Below are 24,369 nucleotides of genomic sequence, written 5' to 3' on the forward strand. Positions count from 1 at the left end.
CGCGTACATGTACGCGTGCGCCATGTCCCCCAGCGTCTCCAGCCCACCCCACCCCACCGAAGCCCACTGCTCCTCACTCAGCGGCTCGGTGGCGATCATCGAGGAGTTCATCGGCAGCCAGGTCCGCCGCTGCCCCTTGAGACTCGCGGTGAACCCCTCCGTACACCGCAGAACATAGGGCGCCCGCACACTGCCGTACGGAGTGACAGCGCACCGAGGCCGGATCTCCGTCACGGGCGTCGACTCATGAATGACGACGCCCAACGCCTCGGCGGCCGCCGCCAGCCCCTTCACCAGCTTCACCGGATGCAACCGCGCCCCGTGCGGAGTCCACGTAGACCCGACCGCGTCCGCAACGCGAATCCGCTCGGCGGTCTCACGGGCGCCGTACAACTCCCGATCCGTCTCGCCGTACGCCGACTCGTGCTCATGAAAGGCCTTCAGCCGCGCCAACTGCGCGGGCGTACAAGCGACTTCGAGCACGCCACCCCGATGGATGTCGGCGTGGATCCGCTCCTCCTCCGCGACCTTCACGACCTCGGCGACGGTGTCGTTCATGGCCTTCTGCAGCCGTACCGCGCTTTCCCGACCATGAAGTCTTGCGTACCGGTCCCGTCCGGCGATCCCGTTGTAGAGCCACCCGCCGTTCCGCCCCGACGCGCCGTACCCGCAGAACTTCTGCTCCAGGACCGTGACGCGCAGCGAAGGATCCGCCTTCTTCAAGTAGTAGGCGGTCCACAACCCCGTGTACCCACCCCCGACGATCACGACATCGGCGGAGGCATCACCGCCGAGAGGCTCCCGCCTCTCGGGCAGACCGTCGTCCGCGTACCAGAAGGAGACGCCACCGTTCACGACACCGCTTGCCGAACCGCTCGCCGAACCGCTCATATCCGGACGCTAACCCCTGAAGGCGGCCACTGTCTCCTTCGGATTCCATGCTTTTCCGCAGCCCCTGACCAGCGGATAACACGCCAGACCGATCGCCATGGAGGTGAAATGCCCGAGATCGGTGAACGTCCGATGGGTACCCAGGGGCACCCCGTAAACACCCAGCACAACCGCCAGGTACAGATACCGCCAGGGCACGGCGATCCGATACACCAGCACCCCCACCACCCCCGCCAACGCGTAACTCACCCCGATATCAAGGGTGTCGACGGACGACTGCGGCGCCATGCCGTTCTTCACGGCCCACAACAACGCCCCCTCGCTGATCAACGAGGCGAGCACATGCGCGGCCACACACACCATCAGCCACCGCGCCGTCCCCAGCCACCGCTCCGCCTGCGCGTGGAACACCGTGTACAGCACGGCGTACGGCAGCCAGCGCCCCCCGTCGATCCACATCGCGCTCGCGAACAGCACCCGCACCGGGTTGTTCGACAGCTCGTGGATGTTGGTGGACCGCTGCCGCAGGAACTCCTGCTCGAAGTCCGGCGACATGTGATGCATGGCGACCGTCGTGACAAAGAGAATCCCCAGCCAGACATACGTGCCGGGAGCGCTGCGGACGTACGTCCACACCCTGTGGAGGCCCCGGTTGATTCGCATGAGCCGATTCACGCACGCCAGTATCGCCCCCGGCGTGATCGACATTCCGGCCACCGGTGGACACAACCCGTGGTTGTGGATGCACAGCGAGCCGGTTGTTTGACCACGGGCGGCGCCACTCGCTTGGATCCCTGAGGTCGTCCGACAGAGGGAGCACAGGTGAGCAGGCAGACGCTGGGCCGGCAGTTCGGCTGGCTGTGGGCGGCGTTCGCGGTCAGTTCATACGGCACCGGCCTGGGCTTCGGCGCCTTCTCCGTACTGGCGATCCTCGTACTGCACTCGGGCCCGACCCAGGTCGCGGTACTGGCCGCCTCGGGCCGGGCGGTGGGTTCCCTGCTCGCGGTACCGCTGGGCCCCTGGGTGGAGTTCCGCCGCAAACGGCCGGTGATGATCGCGATGGACCTGACCCGCTTCGCGGCCCTGGTGAGCATCCCCGTCGCCTACGCGCTCGGCGGACTCACCTTCACCCAGCTCCTCCTCGTCTCGATCACCGTCGCCACCGCCAACATCGCGTTCAACGCGGCGAGCGGCGCCTACCTGAAGTCCCTCGTCGCCCCCGAGAACCTGCTGGTCGCGAACGCCCGCTTCGAGTCCACGACTTGGACCTCGACGATGCTCGGCCCCCCGCTGGGCGGCGCCGCGATCGGCATGTTCGGCCCGGTGACGACCGTGTTGGCCGATGCCACGAGCTACCTGCTCTCGGCCCTGGGCATCCGCGCCATCGGCGGCACGGAACCGCACCCCGCCCCCGCCAAGGCATCACAACTGCGCGCGGGCGACCTGCTGGACGGCTGGCGCTACATCCTCGCCCACCCCACCCTGCGCCCCCTGCTCCTCAACGCGATGACGGTCAACGGCCTGATCATGGCCTCCGAGCCACTGCTCGCCGTACTCCTGCTGGGCCACCTCGGATTCACGCCCTGGCAGTACGCCCTCGCGCTCGCGGCCTCCTCCGGCGCCGGCGGCTTCGTCGGCTCACGCCTCGCCCGCCCGCTCGCGGCCCGCTTCGGACAGCACAGGGTGCTGCTCACCGCCGGGGTACTGCGCGCGTGCTGGCCGATCGGTCTGGCGTTCGTCGGCCCCGGAGTCCCCGGGATGCTCCTGGTCACCGTCCTCCAACTGGGCATGGTGACCTGCATCGGCGTCTTCAACCCCCTCCTCGCCACCGCCCGCCTCACCCAAACCGCCCCCGACCGGGTCGCCCGCACGCTCACCGCGTGGTCGGTCAGCACCGGCGCCGCGATCGCGCTGACGACGGCCGCGTGGGGATGGGTGGCCGCGGCCACGACCCCCCGCACGGCGATCGCACTGGCCGGAGTCCTCCTCCTGGCCAGCCCCCTCCTCCTCCCCCGCCGCGAGCCCGCCGAACGGGACGCGGACCCGAGCCCGTCTTCTACGCTCTCCGCATGATCCGCACCGCGACGCCCACCGACATCCCCGTCATCCACGCCCTGATCCGCGAACTCGCCGCCTACGAGAAGGAACCCCAGGAGGCGAGGGCCACCCCGGAGCAGCTCCACGAGGCGCTCTTCGGCGAACACCCGGGCGCCTACGCCCACATCGCGACCGACGACACCACCGGCGAACCGGTCGGCTTCGCGCTGTGGTTCCTCAACTTCTCGACCTGGCGCGGAGTCCACGGCATCTACCTGGAGGATCTCTACGTCCGCCCCACCGCCCGCGGCGCCGGCCACGGCAAGGCCCTCCTCACCGAACTCGCCCGCATCTGCGCGGCCCGCGGCTACGAACGCCTGGAGTGGTCCGTCCTCAACTGGAACACCCCGTCGATCGCCTTCTACGAGGCACTGGGCGCCCGCCCCCAGGACGAATGGACGGTGTACCGCCTGACGGACGACGCACTGAGCACCCTGGCCGGAAGCCGAACTCACTGAACACACCGGCCGAAAGCCGAAGAGGCACCGCCGACGCAAATTCGCGCACACGATCATGACCGGACTGGGCAGGGTCCCCGCATGAGCTTCACGAATATGCCACCTTTCTTACCGGGCCTCGAACTCTCCCGCCGTTTCTACACAGAAACCGTCCGCCCCCTCCTGGAAGAGACCGCCCCCGACCTCCCCCACTCCGCCGCCCGCATCGGCGCAGGCTCCGAGGTGCTCGGCTACGACACCCCACGCTCACGGGACCACACCTGGAGCCCGCGCCTCCAACTCTTCCTCCGCACCCGAGACTTGCCCCGGCACGCGGGCCGCATCAGACACCACCTCGCCGAACACCTCCCGAGCGCCTTCCACGGCCACCCCACCCACCACTGCGTCGAAGTCACCCACACCACGGCCTGGTTCACCGACACCCTCGGCTTCGACCCGACCCACGCCATCACGCCCACCGACTGGCTGGCCACCCCCACCCACCTCCTCACCGAGGTCACAGGGGGCGCGGTGTTCCACGACGGCCTCCACCAACTCGGCCCGCTGCGCCACACCTTGCGCTGGTACCCCCACGACGTCTGGCTGCACGTCCTGGCCCGCGAGTGGCGGCACATCACCGAACGCGAAGCCTTCGTCGGCCGCTGCGGCGAGGTGGGCGACGAGTTGGGCTCCGCGGTGGCCGCGGCCCACCTGACCCGCCGGCTGATGCGCCTGTGCCTCCTCATGGACCGCCGCTACCCGCCGTACGACAAGTGGCTGGGCACCGCGTTCGCCCGCACGGCGGCCGGTCACCGTCTCACCCCGGTCCTCACCGCCGCGCTGGCCGCCACCGACTGGCAGACCCGCGAGAAACACCTGGCCGACGCCTACGAGGCCGTGGCGGGCATCCACAACCAGCTGAACCTCACCGACCGCGTCACCCCGACCACCCGCCCGCACCCCTCCGGCCCGTTCCGCGTCCTGGACGCCGAACGCTTCACCACCGCCCTGCTCGCCCGCGTCACGGACCCGGCGTTGGGACACCTGCCCGAGCGGCACTGATCACGCTCCAGCAGTCGACCGCAGACCTGGGGTTAACCAGGGAGCCGCCTGTCGGATTCGAACCGACGACCTACGCATCCCCACGGACGCGTTCCGCCGGGGTTGCCGCCGGGATGAGTCCGGCCTTGACGCCCGCCGTGCCCTGACCAGGTCCTGGCGCTCGATGCTCTCCGCGAGCTGGGCGATCGCCACGACGAAGGCCCTGCGACGACCAGCCTGGGTGCCGCGTCGCACGGAACGCGACGGCCCGTCGAAGCGGTCGACGTAGTGACCCGGGGCGTCGATATCTGTCATGCAGGGCTGAGGGCGAGGAGGGCGGCCAGGCGGTTCTCGAGAGAGCCGGTGGCTGTGTGGACGGGGGCGCCCACTGTGTGGAGGGTGTCCAGGAGGAGGCGGTCCGAGAGAGTGCGGAAGTGTTCGGCTATGGGCGGCGGGTCGTCGTGGAGTGGGAACTCGACGGGGAGGTGGACGAAGACGTCGTACGAGGCGAGCGCGCGGTGCAGGAACTCGCGGCCCAGATGGTCGAGCACGCTCCGGTAGGGGTTGTCGGGGTCGGCCATCACGATCTGCGGTCCCCGGCCGGTGCCGGGATGGAGGCCGACCGCGAGCCGGACCGTGGCGTAGACCCACTCGTGGAGGAGGGAGCCGTCGGAGAGGAACCCCTCCGGGTGCGCGGCCTCGGCAAGGAGCCGCTCGGCGTGGCGGCGCACGACGAGTTGGACCAGTTCGGGCTCGGTGGCCTCCTCCAGCGGCTTGGGCCGGCTGCCGGCCGGGTCCCGCATCGGGGTGCCGTGGGCGGCGGGCAGCCCTGTGCGGGCCGTGGCGGCGGTGATCAGGGTGGTCTTGCCGGCTCCGTAGGCGCCGACGACGGCGATCCTCACAGCAGTACTCCTGGCGGGGTGGGGTTCGGTTCGGGCAGCGGTACGGCGGGGGGCGGGGGTGCCTTGGGCAGCCGGTGCCAGCCGTGGTGGGCGGCGAGACGCCGCAGGTCCGGGTCGTCACCGACGATCACGGCGCGGTCGGTCAGGGCGAGCAGCGGGGCGTCGGAGACGTGGTCGCCGTAGGCGATGGAGGAGGCCAGGTCGATGCGGTGGGCGTCGGCCAGTTCCCGTACGGCCTCGGCCTTGGCGTTGCCGATCATCGGCTGGTGGGGGCGGTCGGCCAGCCTGCCGGTGTAGGTGCGGGAGACCGGGGTGATCTCGGGCTCGGTGCACAACAGGTGATGTGCACCGATGTGTTCCAGCACGGGCAGGAGCACCGCGGGGAACGAGCCGGAGACCAGGACGACCTGGTGGCCGTCCCGGCGGTGGGCGTGCAGCGCGTCCAGAACGGGTTCGTGGAAGAAGCCGCCCTGGGCCAGCTCGGCGCCGAACCAGGCCTCGGCGACTCGGGCGATCTCGGCGGCGGGGGCGCCGGTCAGCAGCCGGAAGTAGGCGCGGTTGGTCTCCTCCCGGCCGACACCGGCCGTGGTCATGGCTTTCAGGCGCTGGCGTTCCCGTACGGCATCGCGCGGGGGCCTGCCCTGGGCCGCGTACCAGTAGACGAGGAAGCGGAAGATCGCGGTGCCGCGGGTCAGTGTGTTGTCGACGTCGAAGAAGGCCGCGGGGTGGTGATCGGCGGGGGTCATGGCGGGTCCATCCCGGTGGAGGAGCGCGGCCGGCCCGGTCGGGGCGGGCCGCGCTGCGGACGGAGGGAGCGGACGAGGGCCGGTCCGGCGGATCAGGTCGCAGGAGAGCGTCGGCGCCCGATCAGCGCAGGTGGGCGTGCCGGACCCCGAGTCTGCGACGGGATCCGCCGGACAGGCCCCGGGGGACCGGCAGGTCAGACGCCGGCGCCCTTGGCCAGCAGGAGTTCGGCGACCCCGGTGGCGGTGCCTGCCTCCTGGAGCTCGTCGTCGGCGACCTCGATGCCGTAGCGGCGGCCGAGGTCCACGGCGACCTCGACGAGGATGAGCGAGTCGAAGCCGATGAGTTCGAACTCCGTGTCGACGGCGGTGGTTTCGGCGGGGGCCTCGTACTTGTCGACCAGGAGGGCCAGGATCGCGTCAGCGAGGGCGGCGACGGAGGTGGACGTGACGGAGTTGCTCATGGAACGGTGTTTCCTCTCCGGTTCGGTGTGGCGCACGGTTCCGGTGCGATGCGCGCGGGGTTTCCACGGGCCTCGGCACGCGTGCGTGATACGGCGCGGGAGATGTGGGACGCGCGGACCCTGAACTGGGAATCGGCGCAGCGGCGACGGTGCGCGCTGCGGCTGTCCGGTCGCGAAGGACGCGAGGAGCGCGAGAGGCGCGAAAGGCGCCAGGGATGTGGGAGGCGCGGACGCGCAGCGACGATGGTGCGCGCGAGGGACGCGGACGCGCAACGGCGGTGGTGCGCGCGCAGGACACGGTGCGCGGGCTCGGCCGGAGTTCGGGCCGGGTCCGGGGGCCGCGTCAGACGGGGACGATGTCCGGCCAGGTGAGGGCGGCGGATCCCCAGGTCAGGCCGCCGCCGAACGCGGTGAGCAGCAGGCGCTCGCCGGTCCGGAACGTTCCGGTCGCCGCCGCGTCGGCCAGCGCCAGGGGAATGGACGCGGCGGAGGTGTTGCCGACCTTGTCGATGTTGGTGACGGCCTGGCCGGCACCGAGCCCCAGCTGTTCGGCCACGGCCTTGAGGATGCGGAGGTTGGCCTGGTGACCGACCAGGTACCCGATCTGGTCCGCGCTCCAGCCGACGCTCCGCAGCAGGGCGAGCGAGGAGTCCGACATACGGTGGACCGCGTGGGCGAACACCTTCTTGCCCTGCATGGTGAAGTAGTGGTCGTCCGCGGCGGCGGGCACCCCGCTGGAGCGCTGTCGGGAGCCGCCCGCGGGGATCTGGATGAGGTCCTTGCCGGTGCCGTCGCTGCCCAGGTCGAAGCCGAGCAGCCGGCCCGGCTCGTCCCCGCTACCGCGGCCCAGCACGACGGCCCCGGCTCCGTCGCCGAAGATCACCGAGGTGGTGCGGTCGTTCGGGCTGAGGATGGTGGAGTACGTCTCGGCCCCGATGACCAGCGCCCGCTCGACCCGGCCCGCCTCGATGGCGTTGGCGGCCGCTTCGAGGGCGTAGACGAAACCGGAGCACACCGCGGCGATGTCGTACGCGGCGGCGGTCCCGAGCCCCAGCCGGGCCGCCACGTCGGGCGCGGTGCCGGGGCAGGGATGGTCGGGTGTGGTGGTGGCGACGATGACGAGACCGACCTCGGCTCCCTCGTCGAGACCGGCGGACTTCAGGGCCGCGCGGCCCGCCTCGGTGGCCAGATCGCCGGTGGACTGGCCGGGCGGGGCCCAGTAGCGCTCCCTGATTCCGGTGCGGGTGGTGATCCACTCGTCGGAGGTCTCGAAGAGGGTGGCGAGTTCCGCGTTGGTGACGCGCCTCGACGGCAGATGGGTGCCGAGCCCGCGCAGGACTGCGTACGGCATGGGTGTCCCCCGACTTTCCTGGGTGGTGTCCGGTTCTGTGTGTCCTCGCTGTGGTGGCTCTGTTCTTTCGTGGTGGCCGGCAGGGATGCGGGCCTCGTGCGGCGGCCGGGGTTCAGGCGGCGGCGCGGGTGAGTTCCGAGCTCGTGTCGATGAGCGCGTAGTCGGTCTGGGCCTTCTCGATCGCCGCGTCGATGCTCATCACGGGCTTGAAGCCGTAGATGTCGATGATCTTCTGAAGGCGCTCGGGTATGGAGCCGCCCACCGTGTGGTACGGGATGTTCAGCTCGTCCAGGGTCCTGAGCATCAGCTCGTCCGCGAGGGACCGGAAGCGCTCGTTGACCGGGCGGTGCCCGTCGGGGACCAGCGGGAACTCGATGGGCAGGTGGACGAAGGAGTCGTAGGTGGCGCGGGCGTGCTGCTTGGCGGGCACGGCCATCTGCGCCAGGACCTTGCCGTAGAAGCCGATCTCCTCGCTGACCTCGATGGTGTCCAGGTCCACCGACTCGTTCGGGTTGATGCCGACCAGTACGCGGACGGTGCCGTAGGCCCACTCGTGCAGTGAGGAGCCGTCGGAGACGAAGCCCTCGGGCAGGTGGGACTCGTTGACCGCGCGCTCCTGGTTGCGCCGCATGATCAGCATGATCAGCTCGGGCGGGGTGCACTCCTCCAGGGTCTTGCCGGGGATAGAGATGGGCAGCAGTTCCCGCATGGTCTTGGCGGACGAACGGGGCAGGCCGGTCAGGTGCGAGACGGCCATCGTGGTGAGGGTCTTGCCGACCGAGTAGGTGCCGGCGATGGCGAGCTTCATGTGGTTCTCCCGTGATTGACGGACGGCGCCGGGGCTCTGGGGCCCGAACGCCGTGGGACGAGGGTTCGGTTCAGGGCGCGGACAGCGGCAGCCGGTGGGCCACCGAGCAGACCACGGAGATGTCGGCGAGCTGCGCGGCGATGTCCGCGCGCCGCCAGGACTCGCCGTGGCGGTTGTTGAGCAGGACGGCGTCGCGCAGCTCCGCGCGCATGGGCAGCGGACCGCCGTCGGCGGTGACGCGCGGCCGGTGCGGAGTGGTCGCCGTCAGCAGCGTGCTGCGCATCCACAGGGTGTCGGAGGCGGCGCGGGGTACCCGGTCCAGCTCGTAGAGCAGGACCTGCCCGACCTGAAGGGCCGTCACGAAGGCGTCCACCAGGTGCACGGACGGCTGCTGTTCGCCCTCCATGCCGCCGAGCTCGCCGTCCGGGCCGCCGGTGAGGTGTACGTCGGCGGTGGCGACGTTGCTGCCCGGCCTGACCTGCATGCTCTCGACGCGCTGGGTGCCGAGTCGGCGGGTGTCGCCGTAGCCGCCCTCGCGGACCACGGGCTCGATGCGGGCACGCCCGCCCGGACGGACGTCCGGATGGTCGGCCTCCAGACGGATGCGCAGGGTGCCCACCGTGGCCTCGACCGCGGTACGGCTGCGGCCGGGTCGCGGGGAGGGGAGCCGGTCGGCGACGTACGCCGAGACCGGGAACCCGGTCAGGTCCTCCTCCACCGGGCGGGTGCCGGCCTTGATACGGACCCGGGCGAGCCAGACCGTGGCGAGTTCCCGCTCGGTCAGCAGCAGATGGCTCGTGAGCAGGGCCTCGGTGAGCTGGGCTCCGAGGAGCAGGACGTCGACGGTGGACAGGTGCGGCCGCTGGTCGGTGTCACCCTTGCGGGACCAGTCGCTCGGGTAGTCGACCTGCGCGGTGGCGGCCAGCCGGGGCGCATCGGCGGCCGCGCCGCCCGCTTCGGGTATGTGGAAGCCGGTCAGGCGGTGTCGGGCGCGTTTGTATCCCTCGCCGAAGAAGCGGCGTTCGGGCGCGCCCAGGTAGTCGGAGACGTCCGGGAGGTAGGGGGGAGCGACGTGCAGAAGGGACGAGGCAGACTGGGCAGACATCGGGTTCCTTCCTTGTGCTCGGGGCGTGTGGTACTCGGGCGGGTGCGGGGCGAGGGGCCCCGCGCCCGGGAGAGCGGCCGGGGCGCCGGCTACGGGGCGGCTGTGAGGCTGGACTCCTCCTCGCCAACGCTCACGGCGGTGTGGGAAGCGGGCTTCGCCGTGCGCAGCAGGACGCTGATGACGAGGGCGCCGGCGACGACCACCAGGCCGTCGACGAGGATGGCGAAGGTGGTGCCGTCCAGGACGCCTGCCGCGGAGGCGACGCCGTTCTCCAGCTCCCCGTACTGCGAGGCGGCGACGGCCGACATCACCGGGATACCGAGCGTGAAGCCGATCTGCTGGGTCATGGCGGCCAGACCGGTGGCGAGGCCCTGCTCACGGTCCTCGATGCCGGAGGTGCCTACGACCGTGTAGGCGACGATCGCCAGGACGTGGCCGAATCCGCCGACGAACGTGGTGAACAGGACGGCGGCGATGCCCGCGGACTTGTTCTCGCCCAGCCAGAACAGCGCGCCCGTCATGACGCCCTGCACGGCGAGACCGAGGACCAGACTGCCCTTGGCGCCGGTACGGGCGATGATCTTCGAGGCGAAGGTGCCGCCGAGGAACGCGCCGATTCCCAGGAAGCCGAACATCAGGCCCGTCTGGAACGGGGTGAGGCCCAGCACCTGCTGAAGATAGAGGGTGAGCAGGAACGACAGCGCGGACTCCATGGAGAAGGTGACCAGGCCGCCCAGGTTGCCCCACTTGACGGAGTTGGCCTTCAGGACGCGCACCGGGGCGAGCGGCGCGGCGGCCCGCAGCTCGATGACGTAGAAGGAGACCAGCAGTACGGCGGCGACCAGCAGCGTGGCCCACGTCTGCGCGGAGCCCCAGCCCTCGCGCTCGGCGCTGGTGACGCCGTACACGAAGGCGAGCAGGCCCGCGGTGACGGTGATCGAGCCGGGGACGTCCAGCTTGGGCCGGTCCTCGGCCACCGAGTCGGTGATCACCAGGATGCCGCCGATGAACAGGGCCACGCCGACCGGGACGTTGATGAAGAAGTCCCAGCGCCAGGAGAGCAGGTCGGTGAGCACCCCGCCGAGGACCGCGCCGCCGGCGAACCCGAGGGAGAGCAGCGCGCCGTTCAGCCCGAGCGCCTTGGTGCGCAGCGGGCCCTCCTCGAAGCTGGTGGTGATCAGCGCCATGCCCGACGGGGTGACGATCGCGGTGGCGAGACCCTGCAGCACCCGGGCCGCGATCATCAGCCCGGGACTGGTGGCGAGGCCACCGAGCAGCGAGGAGACGGTCAGCAGCGCCATGCCGACGAGGAACAGCTTCTTGCGGCCGATCAGGTCGCCGATGCGCCCGAAGAGCAGCATGAAGCCGGCGGCGGTCAGGGCGAAGGCCGTGGAGATCCATTGGAGGCTGTCGAGCCCGAACCCGAGGTCCGAGCCGATCTCGGGCAGCGCCACGGTGAGGATGGAGAAGTCGACGGCGAACATGAACTGCGCGCCCAGCAGAACGACGAGGATCGTCTTCTGCTTCCCTGTCATGGAGAGGTCTGGGGAGTGTGTCTTCGGCATGGTCAGAAGCCTCACGCCGATCGCGATCACCAAACAGTGCGGGCTCAACATATTGGTCGCCGCCAACAGGCTCGGTGCCTGCCCCTGCCCCTGCCCCGGGGCCGGATGACTCACCGGCGGTCGCCGTACACACGGTGGGCCGGGACGTGGTGCACGCCCCGGCCCGCCGGCCTCACAACTTCCGTAGCGGCGCGCCCTGTTCACTCCAGGGCCTGCCATCGGTATCCGCCGTCCGTGACCTCGACCCGGCCGAAGACCACGTCCGCGAAGTGCCCGGCGTAGCAGACGGTGCCCGGCCGCGCGGCCTCCTCCAGTACGGCCCGCCGCGTCCCGACCGCCTCCTCGCCCGCGCCGTCGAAGAACACCCGCCACTCGGGATGCGCCGTCTGGGCGGGAGAGTGCAGCGCGTCCCCGAGCACCAGTACCCGGTGGACGCCGTCGTCCCCGGACCGCTCGTCGGCGACCTCCACGACGTATCCCGCGTGGCCGCTGGTGTGTCCGGGCCACTCCCGCAGGGTGACGCCGGGAAACACCTCGCCGCCGTCCGCCACCGTTCGTACCCGGCCCGCGATCTTCGCCGGCAGCAGGCTGCCCCGCTCCCGCCACTCGGCCGCCGACAGCGCGAAGGACGTGACGCCCTCGAAGTGGGCTCCGTCGGCCGCCAGCACCCAGCCGATGTGATCGTCGTGCAGATGGGTGAAGGCGACCGTGTCCACGGCTTCCGCGTTCACCCCCGCCGTCCGGAGGAGGGTGATCAGGTCGCCGCCCGCCAGCATGCCCAGGGCGGGATGCGTCTGCGCCGCCGCCAGGTGTCGCGGGCCGAATCCGGTATCGATCAGCAGGGACCGGCCCTGGTGCTCGATCAGCAGGCCGCCCACCGAAGCGACCAGGAAACCGTCCGGGTCCCGGTAGGGGGCGAGCGTGGCGAGGTCGTCCGGGCCGAGTCCGGTGAACCAGCCCTCGGGCCTCAACTGGACCATCCCGTCCGGGACATGGGTCAGCCGCCAGTCCCCGAAGGTGAGCGACCGCAGCGGCGAGGGACGTGTCAGCCGCTCCAGCGGCAGTACAGCAGACATGGCGAAGGCACTTTCGGCAGGGGATGACAGAGAGAGGAAGAAAGAAAGAAGAGAAAGCAGGGGAAGTGAGTAAGAAAAGCCGGGTTGTCCCGCCGGCCCGGCGGGACAACCCGACCCTCAGGCCGCGGAGCCTCGCACGTCCCGCGACAGGGTGAGAAGCGGCAGGGCTCGCTCCGCCCGGGTCCCGGGGACCGGCATGAACACGGTGAGCCGCAGTCCCAGTCGCGGAGTGAAGTCCAGCGTCGTCCGCCGCAGGGACAGCTCACCGGCCCGCGGATGCTGGAGCAGGTCGATGCCGCAGGAGTCCTCCTGCACCTCCTGCGCGTTCCACAGCTTCGCGAACTGCTCGCTGCGCGCGAGCAGCCGGTCCACCATCGCCTCCAGCAGGAGGTCGCCCGAATGGTTCGCGGTGTGCGCCCGGAACCGCGCCACCACCGTCGCCGCGTCCTGCTCCCAGTCCGGATACCGGGTACGCGTCTGCGGGTTGAGGAAGAAGTCCTCCACCATGTTGCCGCAGCCCGAGTCCAGCGCCAGCAGTTCGCGGGCGGCGGCGTTCGCCACCACCACGTTCCACAGCCGGTCGGCGATGTAGGCCGGGTTGGGCAGCCAGTTGTCGACGAAGGGCTTGAAGGACTCCCTGTCCGGTGGGGACGAGGAGGCGAAATGGGACGAGCCCAGACCGGCGAGCCGCCACACGTACTGACGCTGGGTGTCGTCCAGGCTGAGAACCCGGGAGATCGCGGCGAGCACCTCGGCGGACACGTTCTCGGCCCGGCCCTGCTCGATCCAGGTGTACCAGGACACTCCCACACCGGCCAGGAGCGCCACTTCCTCACGGCGCAGCCCGGGTGTTCTGCGCACACCTGCGCGCGGCAGACCCACTTCGGTGGGGTTCACCTCCCCCCGGCGCACCTTCAAGAACTGTCCGAGTTCCTTTAATTGACGGCCAGTCGGCATGCCCCCCCGCCCCTTTGTCCAGCCATAGACACTGAGATATACGCCACCTTACGCATCTGCTCCCCTGCTGTGCGCGACACGTGACAGGGGTTACACCTCCATGGTCGGGCCCCGAGATGCCCCTGGGGAAGAGGGACTTGAGGCACGGCAGCGCCGCGCGGCAGACGACGCGCCATGCGCTGTCACCTCCATGTCCAGGTCGGACTCCGACTCGTGGTCGCCGTGGCGTCGATGACGCCGAAGTGCGTAGGCAGGTCTAATCGGGCCACCCAAAGTACGGCTTAAGAAGCTCTGGCCAGGACTCCCGTCTCCCGTCACTCCGGCTTCGCCGTGTCCCGGCTGCCGGGCCTTAGGTCCTGTCCGCAAGGTCCCGCCTGCGGACAGGACCTAGGCCGCCGTTAGGTCGCCTTTAGACAGGTTGCCAACGATGACGCGGCCGTGTCCGGCGGCTTCCCGCCGGGCGGCGACGGTCCGGTGTCTCTCGTCCGCAAAGAGCGTCGCGGAACACCGAGCCCGCGGCGCGGATCCGGCGGGCGCAGAGCCTGGGAGGGCTGAACACGTGAAGACAGTCGACGAGTTCCTCATGCTCGTCCGCGACGAGGCCGGTCAGGAGGTGACGGTCCCGACCGTGCGCAACGGCTCCGACAAGCCACCCGCCCGGGACGCGCTCACCTCGCCGCCGCCGACCGCGCCGGAGCGGGCGACCGGCGTACGGGTGCCGAGGGCACTGCGGCCGGAGACGGCCCGCCCGGAGGATCTCCCCGGGCCCACCGTCGAGTCGGTGAGGACATGACCGTCGACGGCCTTGTCTCCGGAGCCGGAACCGTCCCACCCTGTCTGCTCCCGTGGCAGCGGCTGCCGGACAGTGCGTCGATCCGACTGCTGTGCTTCCACCACGCAGGTGGCGCGGCCTCCTCTTTCGCCTCCTGGCAGGCCGGGCTCGGTCCGGCCGTCACGGTGGTACCGGTACAGCTGCCGGGGCGGGAGCGCCGGGTACGCCAGTCGCGGTTCCGGGACTTCGGCCGGCTGCTGGACGAGCTCGACGAGCAGCTCGACCCCCTGCTGGACGGGTCCTACGCGGTGTACGGACACAGCCTGGGCGGTCTGATCGCCCATGAGCTGACCCGCCGCCGAGTGACGACGGGCCGACGCGCACCGGAGCTGTTGCTGGTGGGAGCGTGCTCACCGCCGCATCTGCCGCGCTCCGCCGTCGCCCCGCAGAACGCCTCCGACGCCGAACTCGCCTCGTGGATGCGGGAGCTGGGCGGTGTCCCCGAGCGGGTGTCGCGTCACCCGGACTGGTTGCGGAGGTCCGTCGAGCTGCTGCGGGACGACCTGAGTCTGGCGCACAGCCATCCGCGTCACCCCGTCGTGCGGCTGCCCGTGCCGCTGGGCGTGCTGGCGGCACAGAGCGACCCGCTCCTCACGCCGGCGCAGGCCCGGGAGTGGGCACGGCACACCACGAACGACCTCCAGGTGCACACCATGCCCGGCGGCCACTTCTTCCACCGGGAGTTCCCCGAGGCCACACTGCGGGTGATCTCCCAGCTGCTCCCGGTCGCCACGGAGCGGATCCGAGCCGACGGCCGGTCCCAGATGTCGGGACTGTAAAAACTATGCTTCCCAGCCGAGCGGAAATAAAAAATTGGTCAAAAAAACCGGCCTAGAATAACCTATTTCGCACGCCATCGATTGTTTACTGCTCATGAAATCATCCCCCTCATTCGGACAGCAGTTGTTACCGTGGCAACGATTGGCCGGTTCGGGGGAAAGGTCTCAGTCACTGTGGAAACATCTTTGGCCACCACAGATACTCCACGGGAAGCATCGGTGCGCTGCGGTGAATCACTGCAACTGCTGCAGGCACTCCGGCAGGTCGGCGACGGCCACGGCGGCGTCGTCGAACTGCACGGGGACCCGGGGTCCGGAAAGACACGGCTGCTGGCCCGGTTGTCGTCGGCGGCCCGGGACCAGGGAATCCGGGTGCTCGACGGCCGCTGCTACCCGGCGGAACGGAACGCGTTCGCTGTCTTCACCCGGGCTCTCGGCAACCTGGTGACGCCGCAGGCGCTGGCCCGGCTCTCACCGGCTCATGCCGAACTGGTTCGGGCGGGACTGTGCGCCCGGCGCAGCCGCACGGATCCCCCGCCCCAGCCGCTCCCGTTGTCTCAGGCGGTGCACGCCTTACTGGCCGACACCGCAGCCGGCGGACTGCTGCTGGTGCTCGACGACTTCCACTGGGCCGACCCGAAGTCCCTGGAGTTCGCCGACCACTTGGTGCGCTGGTCACTCAGGGCGCCCCTCCTCATCGTCATCGCCCACCGGCCCCGGCAGGCCGACCCGGCCCTGCTCAGCACGCTCGCCTACGGTGCCGAACAGGGCCGGGTGACCCGCGTCGGGCTGGGGCCGATCAGCCCGGAGCAAGCGGCCCAACTGCTGAACGTACGGCCCGACACCGGCTGGCTGCGGTCGGCGTATCTCGAGAGCCAGGGCAACATCCTGAATCTGCTGGTACTCGGTGAGTCCGCGCCGCTCAGACCCTCGATGACCGCCGACCTGGTCACCGGCCGACTGGCCCCGCTCGCCGCCGAGCTGGAGTTGCCGAACCCCGTCGAACGTCTCGTGGCCGAGTCCGGGGCGGTGCTGGGCGACCGCTTCACCCGTGAGGAACTGGCGGACGTCTGCGAGCTGCCCTACGACGAGGTGTGCGCGGCCGTCACCGGGCTGATCCGGCTCGACATCCTGCGCCCGCTGCCCCACTCCGCCACCCAGTTCGTCTTCCGCCAGCCGGTACTGCGCGAGCTGGTGCACGAGCGAGCGGACCACTGCTGGCGCCGGCAGGCCCACCGCAGGGCACTGACCGCCCTCAACCGCCGCGCCGCCCCGGCCTCCGAGCGTGCCGTGCACATCGAGCTGTCCACCAGCACCTTCACCCCGGAGGACCTGGAGACACTGGCCCGGGCCGGCAATGAGGCGGTACTGAGCGCCCCCGAGGACGCCGTGCGCTGGCTGCTGCTCGCGCTGCGCGGCCTCGCCCCGGACGACAGCTCGCCCGGCCGGCTGCTCGGCCTGGTCCCACCCCTGGCCCGGGCACTCCGGGCGACCGACTGCCTCCACGGCAACGAGGCGCTACGGTCCCGGCTCACCCAGGAGGCAGGGATACGGCCGGACGAGGCGCACCACGCGGCGATACGCGTCTGTGTGCTGGTGGAGTGCCTGCACGGGCGGTTCGCCGAGGCCGACGCGCTGCTGCGCACCGAACTCGCGCGGGCCGGCTCCGCCGCCGACCCGGATCTGCTCGCCCGGCTGACGATCTTCCGGGGCATCCGGTCCACCCTGGGCAACGACGGCGAACTGACCGCCCTCGCCTCCGCCGCGCTCCGCCTGGCCCGCTCCGCCGGCCGGGCGACGACGCTGGCCGGCGCCCTGTCGCTGCACGCCCTCGCCGAACTGACCGCCGGCCGCACCGCGCGGGCCCTGGCCTCCTACGACGCCGCGGTACGGCAGCTGGACGAGCTCCCGAACGCCGAACTGCGCCTGCACACGGAGTACTTCGCCCTGCTCGGCGGGTGCGCCCTGGCGCTGGGGCGGCCCCAGGAGGCGGAGTCCCACTATGTCCGCGGTATCGCCGTCTCGGCGGGCCGCTCCCCCGACACCATGCTCCCCACGCTGCTCAGCGGACTCGCCGAGGCGCAGCTGCGACAGGGTCGGCTGAACAGCGCGCGGCGCTCGGCCGCCGACGCCGCGGACCTGGCCGGACACCTGGGCGCGGACCGGCTGCGGGCATACGCGATGGCCCAGGAGGCGCTCGCCGTCACCTACGCGGAGCTGCCGGGCAGCAGCCGTGCCTCGGCCGCTACGGAGGAAGCGCTGCGGGCCCTGCACCACTGGAGCGACATCTGGCACTCGCTGGCCGTGCTGACGGTCGCCGAATGCCTGCTGCTCCAGGGCGGTCAGGAACGCTGCCTGGACCTGTTGCTCGATCTGGGCGCCCCCGAATTCGGCGCGCTGAGCCCGCCGCTGCGGGCCCGGGCCTACGAGTTGCTCGCCCGGGCCTCCGCCTCCAGCGGCACCCACGCCGCTGTGTGGGCCGAGCGCGCCTCCCGGGTGACGGAGGTCTGCCCGCTGCCGCACACACGGGCCTACGCGCTCTTGGCTCGCGGTCATGTACTCACCCAGCAGAACGAGCCGGCCGCGGCGATCACCGCCTATCGGAAAGCCGAACGCCTCTTCGACGGCGCGCAGTTGAGACTCCAGAGCCTGCACGCGGCCGTACGGACCGCCCAGGCGGCGAGTGCCGGCGGACGGCCCGAGGACGCGGAGGAACTGTGGACCGCCGCGCGGGGACTGGCCGATCACTGGCACGTGCCGCTCTTCGCCCAGCCGCCGTCCGTACGTCCGGCACCCGATCTCATGCCGCTGACCCGGCGGGAGCTGGAGGTGGCACGCCTGGTCGGCACCGGGCGACGCACCCGCGAGGTCGCCGAGACACTGCGGGTGAGCCCGCGCACGATCGAGGTCCATCTCTCCCGCATTTACCGGAAACTGGAGATCGGTTCCCGCGCGGAGCTGGCCCGATTGATGGCCGTACGTATTTCTACTGATGCACGTACACACAATTACTGAGAGGCTTATATCAGCTCTGCGGGATCCATGGGAACAGCGCATAGACCGGTCCCGATATGGACGAACCTCTAGCTGGAGGAAGTATTCCGGAAACAATTGATCCGACTCGACGAGCGCTCCGGCCCGACGTTGCGCCGAGCGTCGTCGGGCCTCCCCCCACCAGGAAGGCAGCGTCATGCGATTCGAGATCCTGGGAAGCCTGCGCATCACTGACGGCAAGGACGTGTTCACGGTCACCGCTCCGAAGATGGAGTCCCTGCTCGCGGCCATGCTGGTACGTGCCGACGACGTCGTCTCCATGGACCAGATGTGCACCGAGATCTGGGGTGCCGATCCCCCGCGCCGTGCCGTCGCCACTCTGCACGTCTACATATCGCAGCTGCGCAAACTGCTCGGACGCGCCGATGAGGGCCGCAGCCCGATCGTGACCCGGTTCCCCGGTTATGTCCTGGAGCTCGGTGACAGCAGCCTGGACGCGCACGAGTTCCAGCGGCTTGCCCGGCAGAGCCGGGCCGCGTTCCGCGCCGGGCAGTACCAGGAGGCCTCCGTGGCCTGCGGCCGGGCGCTCGCGCTGTGGCGCGGCACGGTTCTCGGCGAGCTGCGCGGCGGCCCCATCGTGGACGAGTTCGCGACCTGGGCCGAGGAAACCCGGCTGGAGTGCGTCGAGTTGGGCAACGAGGCGGACCTGATGATGGGGCGGCACCGGGAGCTGGTGGGGCCGCTGTACACGCTCGTGAACAAACATCCGCTGATCGAGGCGTTCCACCGGCAGCTGATGCTCGCCCTGTACCGCTCGGACCGGCGGGCCGACGCCCTCCGTGCCTTCCAGCGGGTGTGCTCCCTGCTCGACCGCGAGCTGGGCATCACGCCGTGCCGACCGTTGTACGAACTGCACCAGCAGATCCTGGCCGACGAGGAGTTGAGGGTGCCGGCAGCGGCATGAACCGCCGCGGGCGGCCGGGCTTCTAGGTGAACCGCGGGGCCCGGCCGCCCACCGGCGGTCCGCGCAGCCGGCTCCCGGACAGGTACGCGGCACCACCGCAGGCGCCGGGTGCGGCTCGTTCTCACCCGGCGCCCCGTCCGCTCTGCGCCCTCACCCCGCCGAGACGAGGTCCAGCAGGCGCCCGGCCAGGTCGATGGTGTGATCGACGGTGCCGGTCACGAAGGTGAAGTCGACGAAGACCTCGCTCGCCGGCACCACCGAACGCATCTTCATCACCTCCTCGGCGACCACCGTCACCGGTGTGCCGGCGGCCACGTTGACCCGCAGGATCACCCCGATCCCGTCCGGGTCCCGCCCGACCTCCTCCGCCGCCTGCCGGACGGTCGCCCACCCCTCGGTGAGCCGCGTCGCGGGAAAGGCCTCGGGCGCCCACCACACCGGCATCCAGCCGTCGGCCCGCGCTCCGATCCGCCGCAGTGCCCGTCGTCCGAACGCCCCGAGATAGATCGGGGGATGCGGCCGTTGCACGGGCTTGAGCTCCACATGGCCGGCCGGGATCGTGAACAGCGGGCCCTGGTGCTGCACGGGGTTGACCGTCCACCAGGACACGAGCACGTCCAGCAGTTCGTCGAGCCTCGCGCCGCGCCCTTCGAACGGCACCCCTGCGGCCTGGTACTCCTCGGGCGACCAGCCGCTCCCGAACCCGGCGATGAGCCGACCACCGCTGGCCACGTCGAGGCTGGCCAGCGCGCGTGCCAGCAGCGCGGGCGAGTACCACGGCGCGTTGATGCCGCTGCTGCCCAGCCGGACCTCACTGGTGACCGCCGCCGCGACCGCCAGCGCCGTCAACGGGTCGGCCGCCACCCGGAACTCGTCCGGAATGGCAGGGGAACCGGGGGAATAGCCGACGGTCGGATCCACCGCGGTCAACAGCCGGTCGCCGACCCAGAGGCTGGTCGCGCCGAGTTTCTCCGCGTCGGCGGCGAACCGGGCGATGCCGTTCACCTCGTTGGCCGCCGGACCGAATGTCGGAAGACCGAATCCCAGCCGCATATGTGCGCTCCCACCCGCTCCGGAATGTCACCAGCAATGGAACCCACGTTAGGGGAACGGAAAGCGGTGCTCCAGAGCGCGCTGGTCCCGCCGGCAGGAGTACTGGTGGTGCGACCAATAGGAGAAACTGACTCCCCCCTGGGACCCGGCCCGACACCTATATTCGTTCAGGCGGCGAATCATCGATGACAGACAGGGGATTTGATGTATCCGGACCGACTCAAATTCGGCGCTTTTCTCGCACCGTTCCATCCGCTCGGCGAGGATCCCACCCTCCAGTTCGAGCGCGACCTCGAATTGATCGAGTTGTTCGACCGGCTCAACTACGATGAATTCTGGATCGGCGAACACCATTCGCTGGGCTGGAACAGCATCGGCTTCCCCGAACTGTTCGTGGCCGCCGCCGCCGAGCGTACGCGCCAGATCAAACTGGCCACCGGCGTGATGACACTGCCGTATCACCACCCGTTCATGGTGGCCAGCCGCGCCCTGCATCTCGATCATCTGACCCGTGGCCGCTTCATCCTCGGGGTCGGCGCGGGCAGCAGCCCGGTGGACGCGCACATGCTCGGCCGCGAGTGGGGGGAGATGCGTCGCATGTTCGGCGAGTCCCTGGAGGCGGTCGTGGAACTGCTCCACGGGGACCAGCCGGTCACCAGGAAGACCTCGTGGTTCACTCTCCAGGACGCCAAGCTCCAGCTCGCGCCGTACCGGGCGGGCAAGGTGGAGATCGCGGCCGCGAGCGTCGCCTCGCCGCACAGCGTGCGGCTGTCGGGTCAACTCGGCATCAGCACCGTCTCGTTCGGGGTGTCGCGGCCCGGTCACCGCCCTCCCGACATGAAGACACAGTGGCGCTACGCCGAGGAGGCCGCCGCGGAGCACGGCAGGACCGTCGACCGCGGGAACTGGCGGATCACGCTGCCGATCCACGTCGCCGAGACGCGCGCACAGGCCATCGACGACGTGCGGGCCGGCTACCAGCGCTGGGCCTACGAGTACTGGGGTGATCTGCGCGGGCTCGACGTGAGCATCCCCGGCGTCGATCCGGAGAACGCCATCGAGGCGGCGATCGAGGCCGGCAGCGCGATCATCGGCTCGGTCGACGACTGCGTGGCGGGCATCCGGCGCATGCAGGAGGAGACCGGCGGTTTCGGCACCCTCCTGGTGTACCTCCAGGACTGGGCCGATCCGGAGCGCACCAAGCGCAGTTACGACCTGCTGGCACGCTATGTGGCACCGCACTTCACCGGTTCGGCGCGCCCGCTGGCCGAGTCCGCGCGGTGGTACCAGGAGAACCGCGACCTGTTCGGCGGCAAGCTCACGCTGCCCGATCACGGAGCACGGCCGCGTGGCGCCGCCGGCTGACCGATCGTCGTCGAACGTCGCTGCCGCACCCGGCGAGGTCCGCCAGGGTGCGGCAGCGGCGGTGGGGTGTTCAGGCGGTGGCGAGGGCGGCCTCACGCTGTTCGGCGCGGGCGATCAGCAGCCAGGCGCCGACGGCGGCGGCGAGATACGCGGCACCGATCACCGCGAAGCACAACGCCGGCCCACGCTCCCAGTCCGAGGTGGTGCCGAGCACCACGCTCATCGCGGCGATGCCCACCAGCGTGCCGATCTGACGGTTGGCGTTGAGCACGGAGCCGGCCGCGTTCGCGTGCTCGGGCCCGGCGGCGTCCACCAGGGCGGCGGTCATCCCGGGGGAGATGATGCCCGCGCCGATGTTGGCGAGACCGACGGCCACCGCCAGCACCCAGTAGGGCGTGGCCGAGGACACGGTGACCATGGTCAGCGAGGAGACTCCGGCGACCAGTAGGAACACCGTCAGCAGTGCCCCGTTGGAGAACCGTGCGGAGATCCGCGAGTAGACGACGTTGGCCAGCGGGAACCAGATCGTCATCGGCAGCAGTTCGAGCCCGGCCTGGAAGGGGCTGGCCCCACGGGCGTGCTGGAGGTACAGACTCAGCATGAACATGCTGCCGTAGAGCGCGAGGTTGAAGAGGAAACCCACCAGGTTCGCGCCGGCGAAGCTCGGCCGCCGGAACAGGCTCCACGGCATGACCAGGTTGTCGGCGCGCCGCTCGCGCACCAGCAGCGAACCGGCGGCGACCACCAGCACGGCGTACGACGCCAGCATCGCGCCGGCACCCCAGCCGAGCCGCGGTCCCTCGATCAGCGCGAAGCTCAGGGCGGCGAGTGCCACGATCCACAGGAGATGGCCGGGCACGGCCAGTTTGGTGGCGCGCACCTCGGACGGAGCGATGTAGCGCCTGGTCAGCAGCATGCCGATGATGCCGATGGGCAGGTTGAGGACGAAGATGCTCTGCCAGCCGAACGCGCTGACCAGGAGACCGCCGACGGTCGGGCCCAGGCCCGCGGAGGTGGCCACGATCGCCGACCACAGGCCCAGCATCCGGGTGCGCTGCCGTTTCTCCGGGAACGAGAACACCAGCAGGGACAGCGAACTCGGCATGAAGAGCGCGGCTCCCACGCCCTGCAGGAGACGTGCGGAGATGAGCACGGCCGCGTTCGGTGCCAGCGCGCAGCCGAGGGAGGCGACGAAGAAGACGGCCATGCCCCACAGGTAGACGGTCTTCGCGCCGAGGCGATTCGCCAGGCCGCCGGCCAGCAGCAGCAGCGAGCTGAACACCAGGACGTAGCCGTCGACGATCCAGGTGAGTTCCGGCAACGAGGCGTGCAGTTGTTCCTGGATCGCCGAGCCCGCGACGTTGACGACGGTCACGTCCAGGGCGGCCATGACGAACCCGGTGGCGAGGGCGGTCAGCCGCAGGCCTGGTGACACGTCCCGTTGGGCCGGTGTCACCTCACCGGGCAACGGCACTGCTCGGGACTCAGCACTGGGCATCGTTGTCTCCTCCGGGAGGCTCGCTGGGGCGAAGAACGACCGCAGACCACCGACGACCGCGGCCAGGGATCTCTCCCCAGGTCCATTGAAACCGCTATGACGATGGCGGTCAAATTTGATAGCCATCATCATATGACCGCTGTCGTACGATTGGGGCGCCGCGTCGCAACGCAAGGAGGCCGAGTCACGTGACCGCACAGACCACCGAGCGCATCACGGATCACCTCGCCGCCGAGGACATCGCGCTCCAGGGGGTACTGGAGGCGCTGACCGACCCGGTGCGGCGCAGCATCGTGCTCCAACTCGCCGACTCCGAGCGGCACATGGCGTGCGGGACGTTCGACATCAACGTCACGCGCTCCACCAGCACCCATCACTTCAAGGTGCTGCGCCGGGCGGGCATCCTCCGGCAGCACTACGAGGGCACGGTGAAGACGAACTCCCTGCGCCGCGCCGACCTGGACCGCGCCCTTCCCGGCCTGCTCGACGCGATCCTCGCGGCGGCCCGTCGCGAGACGGACCAGTAGCAGGCCCCTCCGGCGGATCCCCGGTCGCGTCGGCGTTCACCCGGCCCGGTCGCCGTCGATCTGGGTCGGCATATAGAGCATGAGCAGCGGCTCGGACCTCTGGTGCAGCCCCATCACGACGTGATGGAAGGCCGCCCTGCGGCCGGCGGCGGGCCGCACCTCGACGGTCGCGATCCCGGTGTCCCGGGTCTCGTGCCGCCCCCAGAGCCGGTCGAAGTCCGGACTCGCCGAACACAGCCTCCGCGCCAGCTGTTCGAAGTTCGGATCGTCGAGGAAACGCACGGTCTGGACGCGGAACTGACCGACCAGACGGCTCGCCACGTCCAGCCAATGGGGGTAGCGACTCCTGTTCCGGCCGTCGGTGAAGAACGACCAGAGGTAGTTGGAGCCCATGTCCTGCACGCCGAGCAGTGCGCGCGCGGGAGCGTTGCTCACCAGGACGTTCCAGTACCGGTCGACCACGAAGGCCGGAGCCGGCTGCCACACCTCGACGGCGAGCCGGAGCCGGGACAGCTCCTCCGGGGTCACCTCCTGGCGGGCGGCCGGCGGATTCACTCCGGCCAGCAGATACAGGTGCGCCCGCTCGGTGCGATCCAGGTTGAGCGCCTTGCTGACCGCGTCGAGCACGTCCCCGGACACCTTGATGTCCCTGCCCTGTTCGAGCCACGTGTACCAGGAGGCGCTCACTCCGGCCAACACGGCGACTTCCTCACGCCGGAGCCCCGGTGTGTTCCGGCGCCCGCCCATCCTCAGTCCGACGTCGCCGGGCGAGAGCCGCGCCCGGCGGGACCTGAGGAAGTGGCGCAGCGCGGCCCGCCGCTCTCTGTCGGCGTCCCTGACGTTCCTGGTCTCCCCCTGGCCCAAAGCGACACTGCTACTCATGTAAGCCACCCTTCACGCACGAAGAACCAGTACGGGTC

23 protein-coding genes are annotated in these 24,369 nt (G+C 70.4%); 9 read left to right on the forward strand and 14 right to left on the reverse strand.

What is annotated here, in order from left to right; all coding sequences use genetic code 11:
- On the reverse strand, positions 1-891 hold an 891-nt coding region (locus JHN45_RS24295; protein WP_201050621.1), incomplete at its 3' end, for an FAD-binding oxidoreductase.
- A gap of 9 nt (positions 892-900) precedes the next feature.
- Positions 901-1,554 carry a rhomboid-like protein gene (locus JHN45_RS24300; RefSeq protein WP_200717569.1) on the reverse strand — a complete coding sequence of 218 codons (654 nt, stop codon included), beginning with the start codon at positions 1,552-1,554 and terminating at the stop codon, positions 901-903.
- 159 nt (positions 1,555-1,713) lie between these two features.
- Here JHN45_RS24300 and JHN45_RS24305 point away from each other — a divergent pair, with 159 nt between their 5' ends.
- From JHN45_RS24305 to JHN45_RS24315, 3 genes are all read left to right on the forward strand, one after another.
- On the forward strand, positions 1,714-2,964 hold the full coding sequence (locus JHN45_RS24305) for an MFS transporter (protein WP_201050622.1): 1,251 nt from the start codon (positions 1,714-1,716) through the stop codon (positions 2,962-2,964).
- Positions 2,961-3,446 (forward strand): GNAT family N-acetyltransferase, encoded by a 486-nt coding sequence (locus tag JHN45_RS24310; protein ID WP_200717739.1) that lies wholly within the window; start codon positions 2,961-2,963, stop codon positions 3,444-3,446. The genes JHN45_RS24305 and JHN45_RS24310 overlap by 4 nt, the downstream gene beginning before the upstream one ends.
- A 96-nt stretch (positions 3,447-3,542) precedes the next feature.
- Positions 3,543-4,487, forward strand: coding sequence for a DUF4037 domain-containing protein (locus tag JHN45_RS24315; RefSeq protein ID WP_201050643.1), 945 nt, complete (start codon positions 3,543-3,545; stop codon positions 4,485-4,487).
- Between the two features lie 290 nt (positions 4,488-4,777).
- Here JHN45_RS24315 and JHN45_RS24320 read toward each other — a convergent pair whose 3' ends face one another.
- From JHN45_RS24320 to JHN45_RS24360, 9 genes are all read right to left on the reverse strand, one after another.
- A complete protein-coding gene (locus tag JHN45_RS24320; protein ID WP_201050623.1) occupies positions 4,778-5,368 on the reverse strand; it encodes an AAA family ATPase in 591 nt (196 codons plus the stop codon).
- Positions 5,365-6,114 (reverse strand): HAD family phosphatase, encoded by a 750-nt coding sequence (locus JHN45_RS24325; RefSeq protein WP_201050624.1) that lies wholly within the window; start codon positions 6,112-6,114, stop codon positions 5,365-5,367. The genes JHN45_RS24320 and JHN45_RS24325 overlap by 4 nt, the downstream gene beginning before the upstream one ends.
- A 194-nt stretch (positions 6,115-6,308) precedes the next feature.
- Positions 6,309-6,575: an acyl carrier protein gene (locus JHN45_RS24330; RefSeq protein WP_200712049.1), complete on the reverse strand. Its 267-nt coding sequence runs from the start codon at positions 6,573-6,575 to the stop codon at positions 6,309-6,311.
- A 343-nt stretch (positions 6,576-6,918) separates the two neighbouring features.
- On the reverse strand, positions 6,919-7,926 hold the full coding sequence (locus JHN45_RS24335; protein WP_200712048.1) for a beta-ketoacyl-ACP synthase III: 1,008 nt from the start codon (positions 7,924-7,926) through the stop codon (positions 6,919-6,921).
- A gap of 112 nt (positions 7,927-8,038) precedes the next feature.
- On the reverse strand, positions 8,039-8,734 hold the full coding sequence (locus JHN45_RS24340; RefSeq protein ID WP_200712047.1) for an AAA family ATPase: 696 nt from the start codon (positions 8,732-8,734) through the stop codon (positions 8,039-8,041).
- Between the two features lie 70 nt (positions 8,735-8,804).
- On the reverse strand, positions 8,805-9,839 hold the full coding sequence (locus tag JHN45_RS24345) for an AvrD family protein (RefSeq protein WP_200712046.1): 1,035 nt from the start codon (positions 9,837-9,839) through the stop codon (positions 8,805-8,807).
- Between the two features lie 89 nt (positions 9,840-9,928).
- On the reverse strand, positions 9,929-11,404 hold the full coding sequence (locus JHN45_RS24350; RefSeq protein ID WP_236584034.1) for an MFS transporter: 1,476 nt from the start codon (positions 11,402-11,404) through the stop codon (positions 9,929-9,931).
- A gap of 200 nt (positions 11,405-11,604) precedes the next feature.
- A complete protein-coding gene (locus JHN45_RS24355; RefSeq protein WP_200712045.1) occupies positions 11,605-12,480 on the reverse strand; it encodes an MBL fold metallo-hydrolase in 876 nt (291 codons plus the stop codon).
- Positions 12,481-12,597: 117 nt separating this feature from the next.
- Positions 12,598-13,437 carry a helix-turn-helix domain-containing protein gene (locus tag JHN45_RS24360; RefSeq protein ID WP_234468371.1) on the reverse strand — a complete coding sequence of 280 codons (840 nt, stop codon included), beginning with the start codon at positions 13,435-13,437 and terminating at the stop codon, positions 12,598-12,600.
- Positions 13,438-13,996: 559 nt separating this feature from the next.
- Between JHN45_RS24360 and JHN45_RS24365 the strand changes: the two genes are divergently transcribed.
- The 4 genes from JHN45_RS24365 (at position 13,997) to JHN45_RS24380 (ending at position 19,006) form a co-directional block, all read left to right on the forward strand.
- Positions 13,997-14,230, forward strand: coding sequence for a hypothetical protein (locus JHN45_RS24365; RefSeq protein ID WP_200712043.1), 234 nt, complete (start codon positions 13,997-13,999; stop codon positions 14,228-14,230).
- On the forward strand, positions 14,227-15,048 hold the full coding sequence (locus JHN45_RS24370) for a thioesterase II family protein (RefSeq protein WP_201050625.1): 822 nt from the start codon (positions 14,227-14,229) through the stop codon (positions 15,046-15,048). The genes JHN45_RS24365 and JHN45_RS24370 overlap by 4 nt, the downstream gene beginning before the upstream one ends.
- Before the next feature lie 186 nt (positions 15,049-15,234).
- Positions 15,235-18,063: an AAA family ATPase gene (locus JHN45_RS54085; RefSeq protein ID WP_200712041.1), complete on the forward strand. Its 2,829-nt coding sequence runs from the start codon at positions 15,235-15,237 to the stop codon at positions 18,061-18,063.
- 175 nt (positions 18,064-18,238) lie between these two features.
- On the forward strand, positions 18,239-19,006 hold the full coding sequence (locus tag JHN45_RS24380; RefSeq protein ID WP_200712040.1) for an AfsR/SARP family transcriptional regulator: 768 nt from the start codon (positions 18,239-18,241) through the stop codon (positions 19,004-19,006).
- A 150-nt stretch (positions 19,007-19,156) separates the two neighbouring features.
- Here the strand turns inward: JHN45_RS24380 and JHN45_RS24385 are convergent, their stop codons facing one another.
- On the reverse strand, positions 19,157-20,059 hold the full coding sequence (locus tag JHN45_RS24385; RefSeq protein WP_200712039.1) for a TIGR03619 family F420-dependent LLM class oxidoreductase: 903 nt from the start codon (positions 20,057-20,059) through the stop codon (positions 19,157-19,159).
- Positions 20,060-20,263: 204 nt separating this feature from the next.
- On the opposite strand from JHN45_RS24385, the gene JHN45_RS24390 reads away from it, so the two are divergent.
- On the forward strand, positions 20,264-21,424 hold the full coding sequence (locus tag JHN45_RS24390; RefSeq protein WP_200712038.1) for an LLM class flavin-dependent oxidoreductase: 1,161 nt from the start codon (positions 20,264-20,266) through the stop codon (positions 21,422-21,424).
- Positions 21,425-21,494: 70 nt separating this feature from the next.
- Here JHN45_RS24390 and JHN45_RS24395 read toward each other — a convergent pair whose 3' ends face one another.
- Positions 21,495-22,922 (reverse strand): MFS transporter, encoded by a 1,428-nt coding sequence (locus JHN45_RS24395; protein WP_236584035.1) that lies wholly within the window; start codon positions 22,920-22,922, stop codon positions 21,495-21,497.
- Positions 22,923-23,110: 188 nt separating this feature from the next.
- Here JHN45_RS24395 and JHN45_RS24400 point away from each other — a divergent pair, with 188 nt between their 5' ends.
- A complete protein-coding gene (locus tag JHN45_RS24400) occupies positions 23,111-23,449 on the forward strand; it encodes a helix-turn-helix transcriptional regulator (protein WP_200712037.1) in 339 nt (112 codons plus the stop codon).
- Between the two features lie 36 nt (positions 23,450-23,485).
- Here the strand turns inward: JHN45_RS24400 and JHN45_RS24405 are convergent, their stop codons facing one another.
- Positions 23,486-24,331 (reverse strand): helix-turn-helix transcriptional regulator, encoded by an 846-nt coding sequence (locus JHN45_RS24405; protein ID WP_201050626.1) that lies wholly within the window; start codon positions 24,329-24,331, stop codon positions 23,486-23,488.
- Positions 24,332-24,369 lie beyond the last annotated feature (38 nt).

The organism is Streptomyces sp. MBT53 (genome assembly GCF_016654115.1).
In the GTDB taxonomy this organism is placed as follows: domain Bacteria; phylum Actinomycetota; class Actinomycetes; order Streptomycetales; family Streptomycetaceae; genus Streptomyces.

Bases quoted from the DNA above. Each gene is read 5' to 3' on its own strand.
- JHN45_RS24300 (WP_200717569.1), bottom strand. From the start codon at position 1,554: ATGCGAATCAACCGGGGCCTCCACAGGGTGTGGACGTACGTCCGCAGC.
- JHN45_RS24310 (WP_200717739.1), top strand. From the start codon at position 2,961: ATGATCCGCACCGCGACGCCCACCGACATCCCCGTCATCCACGCCCTG.
- JHN45_RS24315 (WP_201050643.1), top strand. From the start codon at position 3,543: ATGCCACCTTTCTTACCGGGCCTCGAACTCTCCCGCCGTTTCTACACA.
- JHN45_RS24325 (WP_201050624.1), bottom strand. From the start codon at position 6,114: ATGACCCCCGCCGATCACCACCCCGCGGCCTTCTTCGACGTCGACAAC.
- JHN45_RS24330 (WP_200712049.1), bottom strand. From the start codon at position 6,575: ATGAGCAACTCCGTCACGTCCACCTCCGTCGCCGCCCTCGCTGACGCG.
- JHN45_RS24335 (WP_200712048.1), bottom strand. From the start codon at position 7,926: ATGCCGTACGCAGTCCTGCGCGGGCTCGGCACCCATCTGCCGTCGAGG.
- JHN45_RS24340 (WP_200712047.1), bottom strand. From the start codon at position 8,734: ATGAAGCTCGCCATCGCCGGCACCTACTCGGTCGGCAAGACCCTCACC.
- JHN45_RS24345 (WP_200712046.1), bottom strand. From the start codon at position 9,839: ATGTCTGCCCAGTCTGCCTCGTCCCTTCTGCACGTCGCTCCCCCCTAC.
- JHN45_RS24350 (WP_236584034.1), bottom strand. From the start codon at position 11,404: ATGCCGAAGACACACTCCCCAGACCTCTCCATGACAGGGAAGCAGAAG.
- JHN45_RS24355 (WP_200712045.1), bottom strand. From the start codon at position 12,480: ATGTCTGCTGTACTGCCGCTGGAGCGGCTGACACGTCCCTCGCCGCTG.
- JHN45_RS24360 (WP_234468371.1), bottom strand. From the start codon at position 13,437: ATGCCGACTGGCCGTCAATTAAAGGAACTCGGACAGTTCTTGAAGGTG.
- JHN45_RS24370 (WP_201050625.1), top strand. From the start codon at position 14,227: ATGACCGTCGACGGCCTTGTCTCCGGAGCCGGAACCGTCCCACCCTGT.
- JHN45_RS24380 (WP_200712040.1), top strand. From the start codon at position 18,239: ATGCGATTCGAGATCCTGGGAAGCCTGCGCATCACTGACGGCAAGGAC.
- JHN45_RS24385 (WP_200712039.1), bottom strand. From the start codon at position 20,059: ATGCGGCTGGGATTCGGTCTTCCGACATTCGGTCCGGCGGCCAACGAG.
- JHN45_RS24390 (WP_200712038.1), top strand. From the start codon at position 20,264: ATGTATCCGGACCGACTCAAATTCGGCGCTTTTCTCGCACCGTTCCAT.
- JHN45_RS24395 (WP_236584035.1), bottom strand. From the start codon at position 22,922: ATGCCCAGTGCTGAGTCCCGAGCAGTGCCGTTGCCCGGTGAGGTGACA.
- JHN45_RS24405 (WP_201050626.1), bottom strand. From the start codon at position 24,331: ATGAGTAGCAGTGTCGCTTTGGGCCAGGGGGAGACCAGGAACGTCAGG.